The organism is Mycobacterium sp., assembly GCF_049278535.1.
Classification (GTDB): Bacteria; Actinomycetota; Actinomycetes; order Mycobacteriales; family Mycobacteriaceae; genus Mycobacterium.
The window spans coordinates 1-13,646 of sequence record NZ_JBAPMI010000083.1 but is presented as its reverse complement, the minus strand read 5'-3'; the positions used below and the strand labels follow the sequence as shown (position 1 = coordinate 13,646).

General features: G+C 65.6%; 18 protein-coding genes and 1 pseudogene. 12 read left to right on the top strand and 7 right to left on the bottom strand.

What is annotated here, in order from left to right:
- Positions 1 to 75 precede the first annotated feature (75 nt).
- On the top strand, positions 76 to 867 hold the full coding sequence (locus tag WAO18_RS05325; RefSeq protein WP_422204481.1) for an IclR family transcriptional regulator: 792 nt from the start codon (positions 76 to 78) through the stop codon (positions 865 to 867).
- On the opposite strand, the gene WAO18_RS05320 is transcribed toward WAO18_RS05325, so the two are convergent.
- From WAO18_RS05320 to WAO18_RS05300, 5 genes are read right to left on the bottom strand one after another with little or no spacing between them, the layout of a single operon-like run.
- Complete coding sequence (locus tag WAO18_RS05320; protein ID WP_422204479.1) at positions 855 to 1,580, bottom strand: class II aldolase/adducin family protein; 726 nt, start codon at positions 1,578 to 1,580, stop codon at positions 855 to 857. The genes WAO18_RS05325 and WAO18_RS05320 overlap by 13 nt on opposite strands.
- Positions 1,577 to 2,371, bottom strand: coding sequence for a 3-(cis-5,6-dihydroxycyclohexa-1,3-dien-1-yl)propanoate dehydrogenase (gene hcaB / locus WAO18_RS05315; RefSeq protein WP_422204478.1), 795 nt, complete (start codon positions 2,369 to 2,371; stop codon positions 1,577 to 1,579). Before hcaB ends, WAO18_RS05320 begins: the two co-directional genes overlap by 4 nt.
- Positions 2,368 to 2,631 (bottom strand): dihydrodiol dehydrogenase, encoded by a 264-nt coding sequence (locus WAO18_RS05310; RefSeq protein ID WP_422204476.1) that lies wholly within the window; start codon positions 2,629 to 2,631, stop codon positions 2,368 to 2,370. The genes hcaB and WAO18_RS05310 overlap by 4 nt, the downstream gene beginning before the upstream one ends.
- Entirely contained in the window at positions 2,628 to 3,164 is a 537-nt protein-coding gene (locus tag WAO18_RS05305) for a 3-phenylpropionate/cinnamic acid dioxygenase subunit beta (RefSeq protein WP_422204474.1), read from the bottom strand. The genes WAO18_RS05310 and WAO18_RS05305 overlap by 4 nt, the downstream gene beginning before the upstream one ends.
- The gene (locus WAO18_RS05300; RefSeq protein ID WP_422204472.1) at positions 3,161 to 4,552 is read right to left on the bottom strand and encodes an aromatic ring-hydroxylating dioxygenase subunit alpha; all 1,392 of its coding nucleotides are present in this window, start codon (positions 4,550 to 4,552) and stop codon (positions 3,161 to 3,163) included. Before WAO18_RS05300 ends, WAO18_RS05305 begins: the two co-directional genes overlap by 4 nt.
- Positions 4,553 to 4,775: 223 nt before the next feature.
- On the opposite strand from WAO18_RS05300, the gene pcaH reads away from it, so the two are divergent.
- Genes pcaH through WAO18_RS05260 form a run of 8 tightly spaced genes read left to right on the top strand, consistent with a single transcriptional unit; the run spans position 4,776 to position 10,264 of the window.
- Positions 4,776 to 5,552 carry a protocatechuate 3,4-dioxygenase subunit beta gene (gene pcaH / locus WAO18_RS05295; protein WP_422204470.1) on the top strand — a complete coding sequence of 259 codons (777 nt, stop codon included), beginning with the start codon at positions 4,776 to 4,778 and terminating at the stop codon, positions 5,550 to 5,552.
- Positions 5,545 to 6,099 carry a protocatechuate 3,4-dioxygenase subunit alpha gene (gene pcaG / locus WAO18_RS05290; protein ID WP_422204468.1) on the top strand — a complete coding sequence of 185 codons (555 nt, stop codon included), beginning with the start codon at positions 5,545 to 5,547 and terminating at the stop codon, positions 6,097 to 6,099. The genes pcaH and pcaG overlap by 8 nt, the downstream gene beginning before the upstream one ends.
- The gene (locus WAO18_RS05285) at positions 6,096 to 7,322 is read left to right on the top strand and encodes a lyase family protein (RefSeq protein WP_422204466.1); all 1,227 of its coding nucleotides are present in this window, start codon (positions 6,096 to 6,098) and stop codon (positions 7,320 to 7,322) included. The genes pcaG and WAO18_RS05285 overlap by 4 nt, the downstream gene beginning before the upstream one ends.
- Positions 7,319 to 8,104, top strand: a complete 786-nt coding sequence (locus WAO18_RS05280) for an alpha/beta fold hydrolase (RefSeq protein WP_422204465.1) — start codon at positions 7,319 to 7,321, stop codon at positions 8,102 to 8,104. Before WAO18_RS05285 ends, WAO18_RS05280 begins: the two co-directional genes overlap by 4 nt.
- Positions 8,101 to 8,490: a 4-carboxymuconolactone decarboxylase gene (gene pcaC, locus WAO18_RS05275; RefSeq protein ID WP_422204464.1), complete on the top strand. Its 390-nt coding sequence runs from the start codon at positions 8,101 to 8,103 to the stop codon at positions 8,488 to 8,490. The genes WAO18_RS05280 and pcaC overlap by 4 nt, the downstream gene beginning before the upstream one ends.
- Before the next feature lie 15 nt (positions 8,491 to 8,505).
- Entirely contained in the window at positions 8,506 to 8,931 is a 426-nt protein-coding gene (locus WAO18_RS05270) for a hypothetical protein (RefSeq protein ID WP_422204462.1), read from the top strand.
- A gap of 27 nt (positions 8,932 to 8,958) precedes the next feature.
- Positions 8,959 to 9,300 carry a cupin domain-containing protein gene (locus tag WAO18_RS05265; RefSeq protein ID WP_422204461.1) on the top strand — a complete coding sequence of 114 codons (342 nt, stop codon included), beginning with the start codon at positions 8,959 to 8,961 and terminating at the stop codon, positions 9,298 to 9,300.
- Positions 9,301 to 9,304: 4 nt separating this feature from the next.
- Positions 9,305 to 10,264: an NAD(P)H-dependent flavin oxidoreductase gene (locus WAO18_RS05260; RefSeq protein WP_422204459.1), complete on the top strand. Its 960-nt coding sequence runs from the start codon at positions 9,305 to 9,307 to the stop codon at positions 10,262 to 10,264.
- Positions 10,265 to 10,301: 37 nt separating this feature from the next.
- On the opposite strand, the gene WAO18_RS05255 is transcribed toward WAO18_RS05260, so the two are convergent.
- Entirely contained in the window at positions 10,302 to 11,150 is an 849-nt protein-coding gene (locus tag WAO18_RS05255; RefSeq protein WP_422204457.1) for a DUF559 domain-containing protein, read from the bottom strand.
- A gap of 104 nt (positions 11,151 to 11,254) precedes the next feature.
- Positions 11,255 to 11,752: a DUF1990 domain-containing protein gene (locus WAO18_RS05250; protein WP_422204456.1), complete on the bottom strand. Its 498-nt coding sequence runs from the start codon at positions 11,750 to 11,752 to the stop codon at positions 11,255 to 11,257.
- A 59-nt stretch (positions 11,753 to 11,811) separates the two neighbouring features.
- Here WAO18_RS05250 and WAO18_RS05245 point away from each other — a divergent pair, with 59 nt between their 5' ends.
- The 3 genes and pseudogenes from WAO18_RS05245 to thrS all read left to right on the top strand — a co-directional run.
- Positions 11,812 to 12,687, top strand: coding sequence for an aldo/keto reductase (locus tag WAO18_RS05245; RefSeq protein ID WP_422204454.1), 876 nt, complete (start codon positions 11,812 to 11,814; stop codon positions 12,685 to 12,687).
- 37 nt (positions 12,688 to 12,724) lie between these two features.
- Complete coding sequence (locus WAO18_RS05240) at positions 12,725 to 13,351, top strand: PaaI family thioesterase (protein ID WP_422204512.1); 627 nt, start codon at positions 12,725 to 12,727, stop codon at positions 13,349 to 13,351.
- Positions 13,352 to 13,431: 80 nt separating this feature from the next.
- A pseudogene (thrS, locus tag WAO18_RS05235) lies at positions 13,432 to 13,646 on the top strand (threonine--tRNA ligase); the annotation flags it as partial.

Sequence of the window (13,646 nt, the reverse complement as noted above, 5' to 3'; positions counted from 1 at the left end):
GACCGATCGCCGGATGCTGCGGCGACCGGCGATAAGTCATACGCAGCGTGCCGTATCGCAGGTACCTTTTCTGTCATGCAGAAAAAGGCGCGGCGGGCGAACACCGATTCGCTTGCGCCTCAGTACCCGATCGAGTCGGTCGACAAGGCGCTGAAACTGCTTCTGTTACTGGGGGACCAGCCCGAGATTCGGTTGAGCGAGGCCACCCGGTATCTCGGCGTTGCGTCGTCGACCGCTCATCGATTGTTGGCGATGCTGGCCTACCGAGGGTTCGTCCGCCAGGACCCGGTGTCGAAGGCCTATCTGCCCGGTCCCGCGTTAACCAGTGTGGCTTTCGCGATTTTCGGCCGCATCGACATCGCCGGAACCGTTACCCCTGTCATGCGCGGGCTCAGTGAACGCCTCCGCGAGACGGTGCATGTCGGAATGCTGGACGGCGCCGCCGTGCGTTTCGTCGCCGCGGTAGAGGGGCCGTCGGCGGTGCGAGTGGCGTCGCGGCTCGGGCGCATCATGCCGGCGCATTGCACCTCGACCGGCAAGGCGATGCTGGCTCAGCTACCGACGGCGGAATTGCATCAGCTGCTGCCCGAGGAGAGTTTGACGCGCGTTACCGCGCGATCGATCGGTAGCCGCGACAAGCTGGAGGCCGAGCTCGCTCGGATACGTGAACAGGGCTATGCGGTCAACCGCGAAGAAAGCGAAGAAGGTGTCGCGTCGGTAGCGGTGCCGATCCCGACCCGGGCGCCGGGGCTACGGTTGGCGCTCAACGCGGCAGCTCCGCAACATCGGCTCAGCCGTTCGCTTTACGGCTCCGTCGCGAGCGCGCTTATCGAGTCGGCCAAGGAGATTGGCGATCAGCTCGGCTGATCGGCCAAACGCGCGACCTCGTGCCGCCAGGCCGCCTCGGTGGTGAATGCGGCACCCAGATCAGGGAGCTCATCCCAGTCGGCGTCGTCGATTTCGCGCAGCGTGCCGCCCGCGGCGCGTATCTGCAGTGACATCTGCGCCAGAGCGTCCAGGCTGATCGCCTGCAGCACCGTCTGCTCAACAGTGGCGGCCGCACTCGTGATGCCGTGCCCTCGGCAGATCACCACCGGTCGTCCGCGCATCGCGGCGACCATCTCCTTGCCCAGCTTGTCGTTTCGGATCAGCACCGCGCGTTCGTAAACGGGCACGCCACCGCGGGCCAACCATGCTCCGGGGATGTCGTAGGCCCCGTAGATCGGTTTGATGGCAATGCCGGCGAGATCGGCGGCCACGACGGCGGGCGGGTGCAGATGGGCCACCGCCCGGTGTTGAGGATTGGCCAGCATGGTCTCGACGTGAATGGGCAGCTCGTTGGGAACCCGGTATTGATCGAGCTCATCGGGAGCGCCCGGGCTGCCGTCGAATTCGATGAGGCGAATATCGGATGGCCGGGTGAACGCCACACCCTGGTCGGAGCCGCTGCGGCATCGGATGAGCAATCGCTCATCGTCGATTCGCAGACTCAGATGACCCAGGATGCCGTCGACCAGGCCCCGTGCCGCCGCGACCCGGCACGCTTCGGCTACCAGCGCGCGTTGTTCGTCGAGATTCACTCTCGCGCTCCAAGGCCGAATCCGCCGTCGGGATGGATAGTTTCACCGGTGATACCGCGGGCACGGTCGGAGGCCAGAAATGCGAAGCTCCACGCGTGGTCTGTGCCGTCGAGTGCCACGTTCAGCGGAGTGCGCGCGGCCAGATCGTCGGCGCGGTTGGGGGTGTCGTCGAGGCGGGTGCTGTGCTGGCCGAGAGCATTCAGGCCACGTAGGTCGGTGTTCAGCGTGCCGCCCGGTGCAACTCCGTTGACCCTTATCTGCGGCGCCAACTCGTGAGCCAGTGCGGCGATCAGGCCGCGGACCGCGAACTTCGACGACACGTACAGCACGCCGCCGCGTCCGGGATAGAACGACGACGCGGACTCGGCCAGCACGATCGACGATCCGGTTCCGGCTTGCAACGCAGGTACCGCAGCTTTGACCGATTGCAGATAGCTGAGCACGTTGGTCCGGAACATCTCGTCGAACGCGACCGGCAGGTCGTCGGCATCGATGTCGCCGATACCCTGGTAGAAGTCGAAGATCCCGACACAGTTCACCAGGGTGTCGAGGCCGTCGAACGCCTCGACCGCTGTGGCGACCGCCAGATCATTGGCGGCGCGGGTGGTCGCGTCGCCTTCGACCACTGGGACCTTCTTGAAATCGTGCCGCAACGCGTCACACTTATCGGTATCACGTTCTAGCACAGCAACTTTTGCGCCTTCATCACGGAACGCATCGATGACCGCCCTGCCGATGCCGGATCCGCCGCCGACGATCAGCGCGCGTTTGCCGTGCAGCCAACCGCTCATTGTCGGTCGCCTTCGTCGGGCAGCAGCGGCGCCGAGGTACTGCCGACCATCGCGGCCAAGGTGCGCGCGTTCTGGCGGGTCAGCGCCTCTACCTCGAGCGCGTCGAGGCTGATCCACCGACCGGACCTCGGTGCCAACACCAGCAACCGCGACCCGTTACGGGTATCGACGCGGCGAACCACGACTTCGCTGAATTCGTTTGCCAGCGTTATCGGTTCGCCGACCGCGCCGGTCAGCAAGTCATCCAGTTGCTCGTTCACAGAAACACCGCCAGATTCTGCATTCGTAACACCGATTCGTCGACGAGGATAGTGCGGCGGGCGAGCTTCCACTGGTCGTCGCACCGGCGCAACACGTCCGTGCGTCCGCACGACACCAGCGCAGCTTCGTTGACGTCGCCGCGGCTGCGGAACAGTAATTCCGCTGATTCGACGACAAGGTGTGCGTCGTCGTCGCCCGCGAACGTGCGCACGTTGGTGATGTAGTGCCGCATCCGCGACGGCGGATCTTCGGTCCATGCGTGCTCGGTGGCGAATCGTGCGACCCGCCGGCTCAGCGAGTATTTGTCCTCATCGAAATGAGCCATTCCCGGGGATGTATCGAAGCCTGCGCCCAGTGCGGTCGTGACTCGCACCGGCATCAGATAGCGGATGTCGTCGGTAAGAGTGTCCAGCCACGCCGCGTATTGCCGCGCATCAAGTAGATAGGCTTCGTCGACCAAGAACTGATGCGCCTGCAGGTGGCGATCGTCGTTGAACGGCAGGGGCTTTCGGACTATCCGCGTATGCGTCATATGGTGACCGCCGCACCGAGGGCGGCCGTGGTGGCCGATACCGGTGGTAGTTCCAGGTGGTCGGCCCACAGCCGGAGCAACTCGCGCTGGTTGTGCTCGTTGTAGCCGACCTGTGCCCGTCCGGGCCCGTGAAACGCATTGGCAGGAAGGGGATCGACGACCGGGCGGTCGTCGCCGAGCAGCCCCATCCGGCTGTTCAGCAGCAGCCGTCGGGCCATCGACCCGCCGGCGGTGTTAGTCAGAGAGACCCAGTTCTCCACGTCGTCCTGTTCGAACATCCCGGTCGAACCGAAACACATCAGGTAGGCCTTGTAGGAGTTTTGTTTGTATTCCTCTGGCGCCGCGGCGTCCACGGCGAACCATGAGCACACCTCGGTTTCGTTTTCGCTGATCGGTTGCCACTGCCGGATGGAGATGAAGGGCAGCACATCGTCGTCGGCTCCGTCATGCACCTTGGGCCAGTTATGCACGAAGCTGAGGTTCGGGAAACACGATGCCGCCGAGATCATGAATCCGTCCTCGCCGACCACCTGTTGTTGCCGCGGAGTCCAGACCTGTTTGATCCGCTCGATCATCTCGCCTGGGTATCCGACGTAGCGCATTCGTTTCTCGAAGTCGCCCGGCGGAAGCTTGTACGTGGTTCCGCCCCCGCAACCTGCCCAATAGGTGGCGCCTTCTTTACGCTTCTGCGCTTTCGGCTCCCGGAACAGTCCGATGTCGACGATCGAAGCGTGGGTGTGCGGGGTGTGGTACATGTCCCCGGCGAAGTTCTCGGCGCCGATCTTCCAGTTGGCCTTGATTCTCCATCGCTGCGGGCCACGCACCTGGAGTCCGCTGGTGCTCTGCTTGGTATAGAAGTCCAGGTAGAACCGAAAGTCGCCGAGGAAGTCGGCCAGCGGTTGCGCGTGAGCGTCCATATTGACGAAGATCAGGCCGTTATAGACCGCGAGATGTGGTGCGGGCAACAAGGTTTGGTTGCTTTTCGGGAATCCTTCGTCTCCACCGTAGGCGTCTCGGTGAAAAGGCAGGCCGGTGAGCCGGCCATCGTTGCGGTAGGTCCAGCCGTGGTAGGGACATCGGAAATTCGAGGCGTTGCCCATCTCCGCGCGACATACTTGCATGCCCCGGTGCAAGCACATGTTGAACATCGCCCGGACGCGCCCGTTGTCGTCGCGGGTGACGATGAACGAGTCGTCGAGAACGCGCCGCACGACGTAGTCGCCGTGCTGCGGGATCTCGGACTCGTGGGCGACGAACATCCAGGACCGGCTGAAAAGACGCTCCTTTTCCAGTTCGAACAGCTCTTTGTCGTTGTAGATGTGTGCCGGGATCATCCCGCGCCGGACGTGGTGGAGGACCTGGTCAGACACACGGCGGTGATCGGCCATGGCGACCTCCCAACTTGCACGGTCTGTCTGTAATACAGAGGATAGTTCTGCTCATAAGAGAATGCCGGAGCCACTCGGTGCGGTCAACACCTGCCTGAGGGGTCCACAAGCTGCGGCTGAGGGGCAGAAAATCGATGCTGCGAGCCCTCTAGCGCGTGGGGGCGAAGCAAATCCTGCGAAGATGGTTGAGGGCAGCCGATTCTCGCGTTAGCGTCAGCATCTGATGAAGGCTGCAGCAGAGTCGGCCCGTGATGCATCTCAGCGCGCAATCAACGCGGAGATCGCCCGCATCGCGGCTGACTACCAGGGCACGGGCGACGATCAGCCACGGCTGGACTACGCGCCCTACCGGAGCAGCTGGCTACGGCATCCTCAGTCGCCATTTGTGCGTGTCGAGCCGGACGAGGTCGAACGGTGGGCGCCCTGCTTCGGTGCCCGCGAAGTCGAATCCCACGACGCAAACCTCACCGCCGGCCACCCGGGCGAGCCCATCGGGGAACGCATCGTTGTGACCGGACGGCTGCTCGACGCGACGGGCAGCCCGGTGGTGGGTCAGCTGGTCGAAATCTGGCAAGCCAATGCGGCCGGTCGCTATCACCACGACCTCGATCAGCACCCGGCGCCGCTCGACCCGAACTTCATCGGAGCGGGCCGTTGCCTGACCGAGCAGGATGGGACATTCCGGTTCGTGACGATCAAGCCGGGGCCATATCCGTGGCGAAATCACCAAAATGCTTGGCGGCCAGGCCATATCCACTTTTCGGTATTCGGCAGGGCCTTCACCCAGCGACTGGTCACCCAGATGTACTTTCCGGGCGATCCGCTACTGGAATTAGACCCGATCTACCAGTCCGTGGTGGACCCCGCCGCGCGCGAACGGCTGATCGCCACCTACGACCACGACCTGACCGAGCCCGAATACGCCAGCGGCTACCGCTGGGACATCGTGGTGGCGGGCGGGCGGCGAACCTGGACCGAACCGGACGGTGCCGATGGCTGAATTAGCCTGCACCCCAGGACAAACCGTCGGGCCGTTCTTCGCCCGCGCGTTACCGTATCCTGGCGACCGTCAATTGGTGAGTGCCGAGCACGCCGGTGCTATCCGATTGCACGGTACGGTCTACGACGGAGCCGGTGACGCGGTGCCCGACGCACTGATCGAACTGTCCCAACCGGGTCCGGACGGCCTCCTGAATCACCAGACGGGCTCGCTGCGGCGCGACGGCATCACCTTCACCGGCTGGGGTCGATGCGCAACCGACGCCGCCGGCCACTACAGCTTCAGCACACTGACGCCCGGAACGTCGAACGGACGAGCGGGGTTCTTCGCACTGACGATCTTCGCGCGCGGCTTGTTGAACCGGGTGTTCACCCGCGCATATCTGCCGGACGGTGACCTCGACGCCGACCGACTATTGCGCGATCTCGATGCCGGACGTCGGAAAACCCTGATCTGCAACGCCGAAACGGGTGGCTACCGCTTCGACATCCATCTACAGGGTGCACTCGAGACCGTGTTCTTGACGTACGGCGGTGAACCGGGATGACGAACCTGCTGTGGCCGGGAGATGAGCGTGCCGGCGAGCTGATGTCGGATGCCGCGCTGCTGGCTTCGATGGTCGCCGTGGAATCGGCCTGGTTGGACGCGTTGGTTGCGGCCGGCTTGGCGCCACCCGAATGCGGCGAGGCCGATCTGGCGGGGTTGCTGAACGACGGTGACTGCGCGCGACTCGCAGTCATGTCGGAGGACGGCGGCAACCCTGTCATCGGCTTGGTCGCTCTGCTTCGGGACCGGGCGGGTTCGGAGATCGGCAGGTGGATCCACCGCGGCCTGACCAGCCAAGACGTGATCGATACCGGCCTCATGCTGGCCGCGCATGCGGTGCTCGATGCGCTGATATCGCAACTTACCGAACAGGTTTCAGCGCTCGTCGCGCTCGCGACCACCCACCGCGGCACCCGGATGGTGGCCCGCACCCTGACTCAGCATGCCGTCCCGACCACCTTCGGGGCGAAAGTCGCGTCCTGGCTCAACGGAGTCGTCGACGCCTATGCGCAACTCAGCGCGGTCGGCGTCCCGGTTCAGGTCGGCGGTGCGGGCGGAACTCTGGCCGCGACAACAGAATTAGCCGCCCTGTCGGGTATTGGCGATCGGATGGAGCTTTCCGCCGAGCTGGTGCACGGCCTCGCAGCGACACTGGGCTTGGAGACTCGATTGCCGTGGCACACCGCCCGGGCACCTGTCACCGCTGTCGGTGACGCATTCCTTGCGTGCACCGATGCCTGGGGTCGCATCGCCTCGGACGTCGTGACGCTGGCTCGCCCGGAGATCGGTGAGCTGAGCGAGCCCGCCGCCGGGCGTCGCGGCGGATCGTCGAGCATGCCGCAGAAGCGTAACCCGGTGTTGTCCATCCTGATTCGCCGCGCAGCGATCTGTGCGCCACCACTGGGCGCCACGCTGCACACCGCTGCCGCGCTGGCCAACGACGAACGGCCCGACGGGTCGTGGCATGCCGAGTGGGACACGTTACGCACCCTGGCCCGCCGGACCGTGGTTGCCGGCTCTCAGTGCGGTGAACTGCTGGCCGGCCTGGAAGTCCACTCAACTCGGATGGCCGGCAATCTCGACGGCGCCGAGGTGCTCGGTGAGCAGCGTGTCATTGCGGACATCGCCGGAAAAGCGCTGTCCGACAACTACTTCGGTGCAATCGACGCGTTGATCGACGCGAGCGTGGATCGTGCCCAGCGAATAGTCAAGGACCATCCGTGAGTATTCCGAGAATTCGCGGATCGCATCTGGGCGGCTCCCCGGATCTGCCGACGCTGGTGGTCGGCCCGTCGCTGGGCACATCGGTGGCCGCACTGTGGTCCGGAGTGGCGCGGCGACTGGCAGGCATCTATCACGTCATCGGCTGGGATCTACCCGGTCACGGCGCCAGCCCCCGGCCGAAGGACGCGTTCAGCATCGAAGACCTCGCCGCCGGCGTCCTTCGACTGGTCGAAGAGAAGATCGGCCGGCGGCCCTTCACCTATGCCGGCGTCTCGGTTGCCGGTGCGGTGGGACTGCAACTGCTGCTTGGTAATCCGGAGCGGATCGTGTCAGCCGCGTTGATTTGCACGGGTGCGCGGATCGGTGATCCGGATGACTGGCAGTCGAGGGCCAACGTCGTTCGTACCCAAGGGACGGGCGAAGTCGTGGCGCCGTCGATTCGACGCTGGTTCGCTCCAGGGTTCTTCGAGCGCGATCCCGCGTCGGCCCGTGCGCTGCTGGACACCCTGCGCAGAGCGGACGATGACGGGTACGCCCGCACCTGTGAAGCGCTCGCCGAGTTCGATGCCCGTCATCGACTCGGCGAGATCGACACCCCGGTCGTTGCGGTGGCCGGCGCCAACGACATCGCTACGCCCCCGGCATCGCTGCGCTACATCGCCAGCCACGTCACGCGTGGACGGTTCGTCCAGGTGGCCCATGCCGCCCACCTTGCACCTGCGGAGCAGCCCGACCGGATCGCCGAGGTGTTGGCGAAGTTGAGGAGATTGGGAACCAAATGACCACCGGCCGTTACGAGGACGGCATGGCCGTGCGCCGCGAAGTGCTCGGCGACAGCTACGTCGAGCAGGCGAACGCCAGGACGACCGAGTTCACGCAGGACTTCCAGCGGATCGTCACCGAATTCGCCTGGGGCACAATCTGGACTCGACCCGGTTTGGATCGCCGCAGCCGTTCGATGATCACGCTCACCGCGCTGATCGCCCGCGGCCACCACGACGAGCTCGCCCTGCACATTCGGGGCGCCCTGCGTAATGGGCTGACCCGCGACGAGATCAAGGAAGTCCTGCTGCAGGCGGCGGTGTACTGCGGTGTACCGGATGCCAACTCCGCATTCCGCGTCGCGCAGCGTGCGCTCGATGAGGCCGAGGGTCAACATGATTCGTGATAACACGCTAGCGACGTGAGCGCAGCGCGGGGCGTGGAAGTCGCCGCTGTCTTCGTGTGGCTGGGCATGGTGCTGGCGATTTCATTTCTGGAAGCACCGCTGAAATTCCGTGCACCGAACGTCACACTGCAGATCGGACTCAGTATCGGTCGCCTCGTTTTTCGTGCGCTGAACACTGTCGAGGTTCTGATTGCGGTGGTGATCCTGGTGGCTGCCATCGCCAGCCCGGCGCAGGCTCGGGTCAACGCCGCGTTGGCCGTCGCGGCCGCGGTGCTGGCCCTGCAGGTCGTTGCAGTGCGACCCCTGCTGACTCGACGCTCGGACCAGGTGCTCGCCGGAATGGACGCGCCGCGCTCGCGGGGCCATTACGTCTACATCGGTCTGGAGGTGATCAAGGTACTCGCCTTGGCCGCGGGCGGAATTCTTCTACTATCCAGCTGAGGAACACTCGACCGAAGGACGCATCGAATGGACACGATTTCGCTGACCAGCTTGGCTGACGAAAAGTTGGTCGAGGCACGACAGGCACACAGTGGTCGCGCCTCGCACACCTTGCATGGGGGACACAACCACGAACTGCGGCAGACCGTGGTGGCGTTACTTGCCGGGCACGAACTCTCCGAACATGACAGCCCCGGCCAGGCCTCGCTGCAGGTCCTTCAGGGACACGTCCACATCACCGCAGGTGACGACGCGTGGGACGGAGAGACCGGCGACTACGTTGTGATTCCGCCGCAACGGCACTCGCTACAGGCAGTCGACGATTCGGTGGTCATGCTGACCGTCTTCAAAAGCCTTCCGTCGGCGTAGCCAGATGCTCTCGACGCCCTGGTCCCGGGCGATGGGCCTGCGCGTGCCCATCGTCAACGCCCCGATGGGTGGCGTTGCCGGCGGGCGGTTGGCTGCCGGAGTCAGCGCCGCCGGTGGACTGGGCATGGTCGGCATGGGCACCGCCGGGTCGACGTCGTTGTTGCATGCCGAATTGCCGCATGTAGCAGGGACGTTCGGAATCGGTCTGGTGGACTGGGTGATGCGAAAAGAAGCGGGCCTTTTCGAGGCCGCGCTCGCCGCGCGACCGGCGCTGATCTCGGTCAGCTTCGGAACCGACCTGTCCTGGGTGAGCCGCGTTCACGATGCTGGAATCGCTGCTGCCACACAGGTTTACAACGGCGCCGAGGCACGTAGGGCCGAGGACGCCGGTATCGACCTGATCGTGGCTCGCGGCAGCGAAGGTGGCGGTCACGGGGACGCGACGATCGGCACGCTGCCGCTGCTGGATGCGGTGTTGGACGTGGTGTCGGTGCCGGTGCTGGCGGCCGGGGGCATCGCCTCGCCGCGTAGCCTCGCGGCGGTGCTGGCCGCCGGGGCCAGCGGAGCCTGGCTGGGAACCTGCCTGTCGGCGTCGGTGGAGGCGCTGACGACCGACGCCGGACGCCGCGCGCTGGTCGCGGCGCGCGAGACCGACACCGCCAGCACCCGGGTGTACGACATCGTCCGTCATCTGCCGTGGGCGGAGCGTTTTCCGTCGCGTGTGCTGCGCAACGACTTCGTCGCGCGCTGGACCGGACATGAGGACGCGCTGGCCGACGATGCCGATGCCGAAGCCGAACTCGCCACCGCGATCGCCGCCGACGACCGTCGAATCGCGGCGGTCGACGCGGGTCAGGGGGTCGGGATGGTCACCGGCGTCGCGCCGGTCGGGGAGGTCATCGACGATCTCTGCACCGGTGCCGAAAACCTGCTCGCAGCATGGGGCAGCAACACCCAGACGTAAACCGTTGCGACAGGCGTCGGCGCGTTGTCGCAAGGAGCTACGTGTCGCGGCATCCTCGAGCGGCGAGCGCGGCGCGCACCCGACGCACGACGTCACGTGGGTCATCCTCGGCGATCACTCGGATGACGATCCAGCCCATCGCCTCGAGCTTGCGGAGTCTCCACTGGTCCTTGGCGTATTGCCGACGGCTGGTGCGGTGCTGGTCGCCGTCGTACTCCACCGCCACTTTGTAGTGCTCCCAATCCATATCGAGCAGGCCGACCAGCCGCCAGTCCTCGTGCACGGGTATCTGCGTCGTTGGAGTCGAAAGCCCGGCGTTAATCAGGAGCAGCCGAAGCCACGTCTCTTTGGGTGACGCGGCTCCGCCATCGACAAGTGGTAGTACGGCCCTCAGTTGACGCAGGCCACGTGCGCCCGGGTAACGCTTGGCGAGCAGTCGCACGTCCTCGCCGGAAAACGGGGTGGCTCGCATGAGCGCGTCGAGGCGCGCTACCGCGGTGTTGTGTCGCAGCAGCCGACCGAGATCGTATGCCGTGCGCGCCGGCGTGGTGACCGGCAGCCTGGCGACACGAGTGACCTCGTCAGGGTCGATCCGCTGGTCACGGCTGATGATGCCGGCCGGCGGATGCGGGTTGCGCCAGATCAGTTCGATGGGTTCGTCGTCATCGATCCAATCGGAGCCATGCAATGCCGCCGCAGCGAGCCCGGCCAAGACGCCACGACGCCCCGACCACAGCCATGCCCCTTCCGAGCGCCACCGAAGCGACGGGACGGAGTGGCCCGCCAGGTAAACGTCGGGATAGATCGACCTAAACCGCGACCGGAGCTGGTACGGGCTGACCTTGCCGAGCGCTACCGCCTCGCTGCCGATGAACACATGACCCATGCAGGGTTGGTGTTAGGACCGCCCGTCACGGTTCCCGACATTGAAAACGTTGCGTCTTACCACGGCGCGTCGTCGCAGCGATTTACGTGTCGAGGCCGCTGGGGTCAGACCGCCCGGACGTAACGCTTGTTCATCATGCGCTGCAGCACCGACGTGACCGGCCCGCCGGCTCTGCTCCACCAGGTCGCCGGCCGCGAGAATGCGGAGACCTCGGCGAACACCGCGGAGGTGACGGGGTCGTGGCGCACCACGAACCGCTCCTCGCCGGACTCGGGGTGACCGGGCAGCGTGCCGTAGGCGAATCCGCGGACGTGTGGCTCGTCGACGACGTACACGACCCGGCAGGGTGCTTTTAGGAAGGCGATTTTCACGATCACAACCGTGCCGACCGTGATGAACTCGCTGGTAGCCTGCACCCCCAGGCCAGCGCCACGCTGCATGCCCCAGTGCATGACCGCCTCGGCCGCCTGCTCGAAGCGCAGTTGTCCCATGCCGACATGGGCCGAGTAGCCGATGTGCTTGTAGCCCGGGGGCATCGGGCCGGCCGTCGCACCCACCTCCGGGTAGGTGAATGGCATTTGAGCAATCGTGTGCAAATCCACCGACCCAGCTTGCCACGCGGACGTGGCCGGTTTTTTGCGGCTGGCGTACGGTCGGCGATGTGACTACTCAAGCTCCCGCCCAGGCATCCGGAACCTTCACTCTCGGCGGTGATCTCACCATCAGCCGCCTCGGCTACGGCGCCATGCGCCTGACGGGTAAGGGTGTCTGGGGCCCACCCGCCGACCGGGATGAAGCGGTTCGCGTACTGCGGCGCGCGGCCGAGCTCGGCGTCAACTTCATCGACACCGCAAACTCGTACGGTCCCTACTTCGCCGAGGAGATCATCCGGGAGGCTTTGCATCCCTACGACGGGCTGGTGATCGCAACCAAGGCCGGGCTGCTGCGAACCGGGCCCGACGTGTGGATTCCGCTGGGCTTTCCCGCGTATTTGCGCCAAGAAGCCGAGCTGAGTCTGCGGCGGCTGGGCGTGGAGACCATCGATCTGTTTCAGCTGCACCGCATCGACGACAAATTCCCGCTCGAAGACCAGATCGGTGAGCTGGTCAAGTTGCAGCAGGAAGGCAAGATCCGCCATATCGGTCTGTCCGAGATCAACGTCGACCAGCTGCACGCCGCTCAAAAGATCACGCAGATTGTGTCGGTGCAGAACCTCTACAACCTGACCACCCGCTCCGCCGAGGCGCTCCTGGACGAGGCGACCAAGCAGGGGATCGGGTTCATCCCGTGGTTCCCGCTGGCCGCGGGCCCACTGGCTGCGCCGGACGGTCCGCTGGCCAAACTCGGCGCCGAGCACGGCCACGCGACACCCTCGCAGCTGGCGTTGGCGTGGCTGCTCAAACGTTCACCGGTGGTCTTGCCGATTCCAGGCACCTCGAGCGTCGCGCACCTGGAGGAGAACGTCGCCGCGGCGGAGATCGAGCTCAGCGACGAGGAGTTCGCGAAGCTGAGCGCGCTCGGCGAGCAGAACGCCTAGCCCCGCGGCGACGTCCGCGGCCGCGCAATACGGTGTCCTGGTGGCCGGCGAACATGCGCGACATCCAGGCGGCGGATTCAACCCGCCCGAACCGACGACCAAGGGTGGCCCCGACTACGGCCGCTTCATCGAAGCGGTGCGCACCCTGCAGGACCATGCCCGAGCGGTCGATGCGCCCGACGAGGTGATCAGTGAAGCGGCCGACCTGATCGAGAAGGTGTCGGACTTGCTAGGTCGGTTCGACACCGACGAGTGGGCGACCCCGTCCGGGCGCCGCATCGACTTACCGAATCGCGGCAATATCCTGCCGGTACCGATGAAGGTGCACCGAACCGACGACGGCCGCATCGAGGGCTGGGCCCGCTTTCGCCGGTTTCATCTGGGCCGCAACGGCGCCGTCCACGGTGGGGCGCTCGGGCTGCTGTTCGATTCCGTCTTGGGTATGACATCGGGCGTGATCACCGGCGGTCCACGCCAGCGCACCGCGTACCTGCACGTCAACTACCGCCAGATCGTCCCGATCGACAAGGAATTACAGGTCGACGCGCGAGTAGACCGGGTGGACGGCCGCAAGATCTTCGTAGCGGGCCGGTTGAGCGACGGCGACGACGTGCTCACTGATGCCGAGGCGTTGTTCGTCCTCCTCAAACCGGGCCAGCCCTAAGGCTGCAACCCTCGGCGATAGCCATCCCGATAGCATGGTCGGGTCCGTTTGAACAGCCGAAAGCCATGGAGACCGCGTCGATGACCGCCCCCGCACACCACGCCCCAGCAGCACCGATCCGGGTGCCCGCCGGGACGACCGCGGCGGTCGCGGTGCGCGAAGCCGGCCTGCCGGGTCGCGGTGCCCCGGACGCGGTCGTGGTGGTGCGCGACCCCGACGGCAAGCTGCGCGATTTGAGCTGGGTTCCCGACGCCGACGCCGACGTGGTCCCGGTGGCGGCCGACACCGACGACGG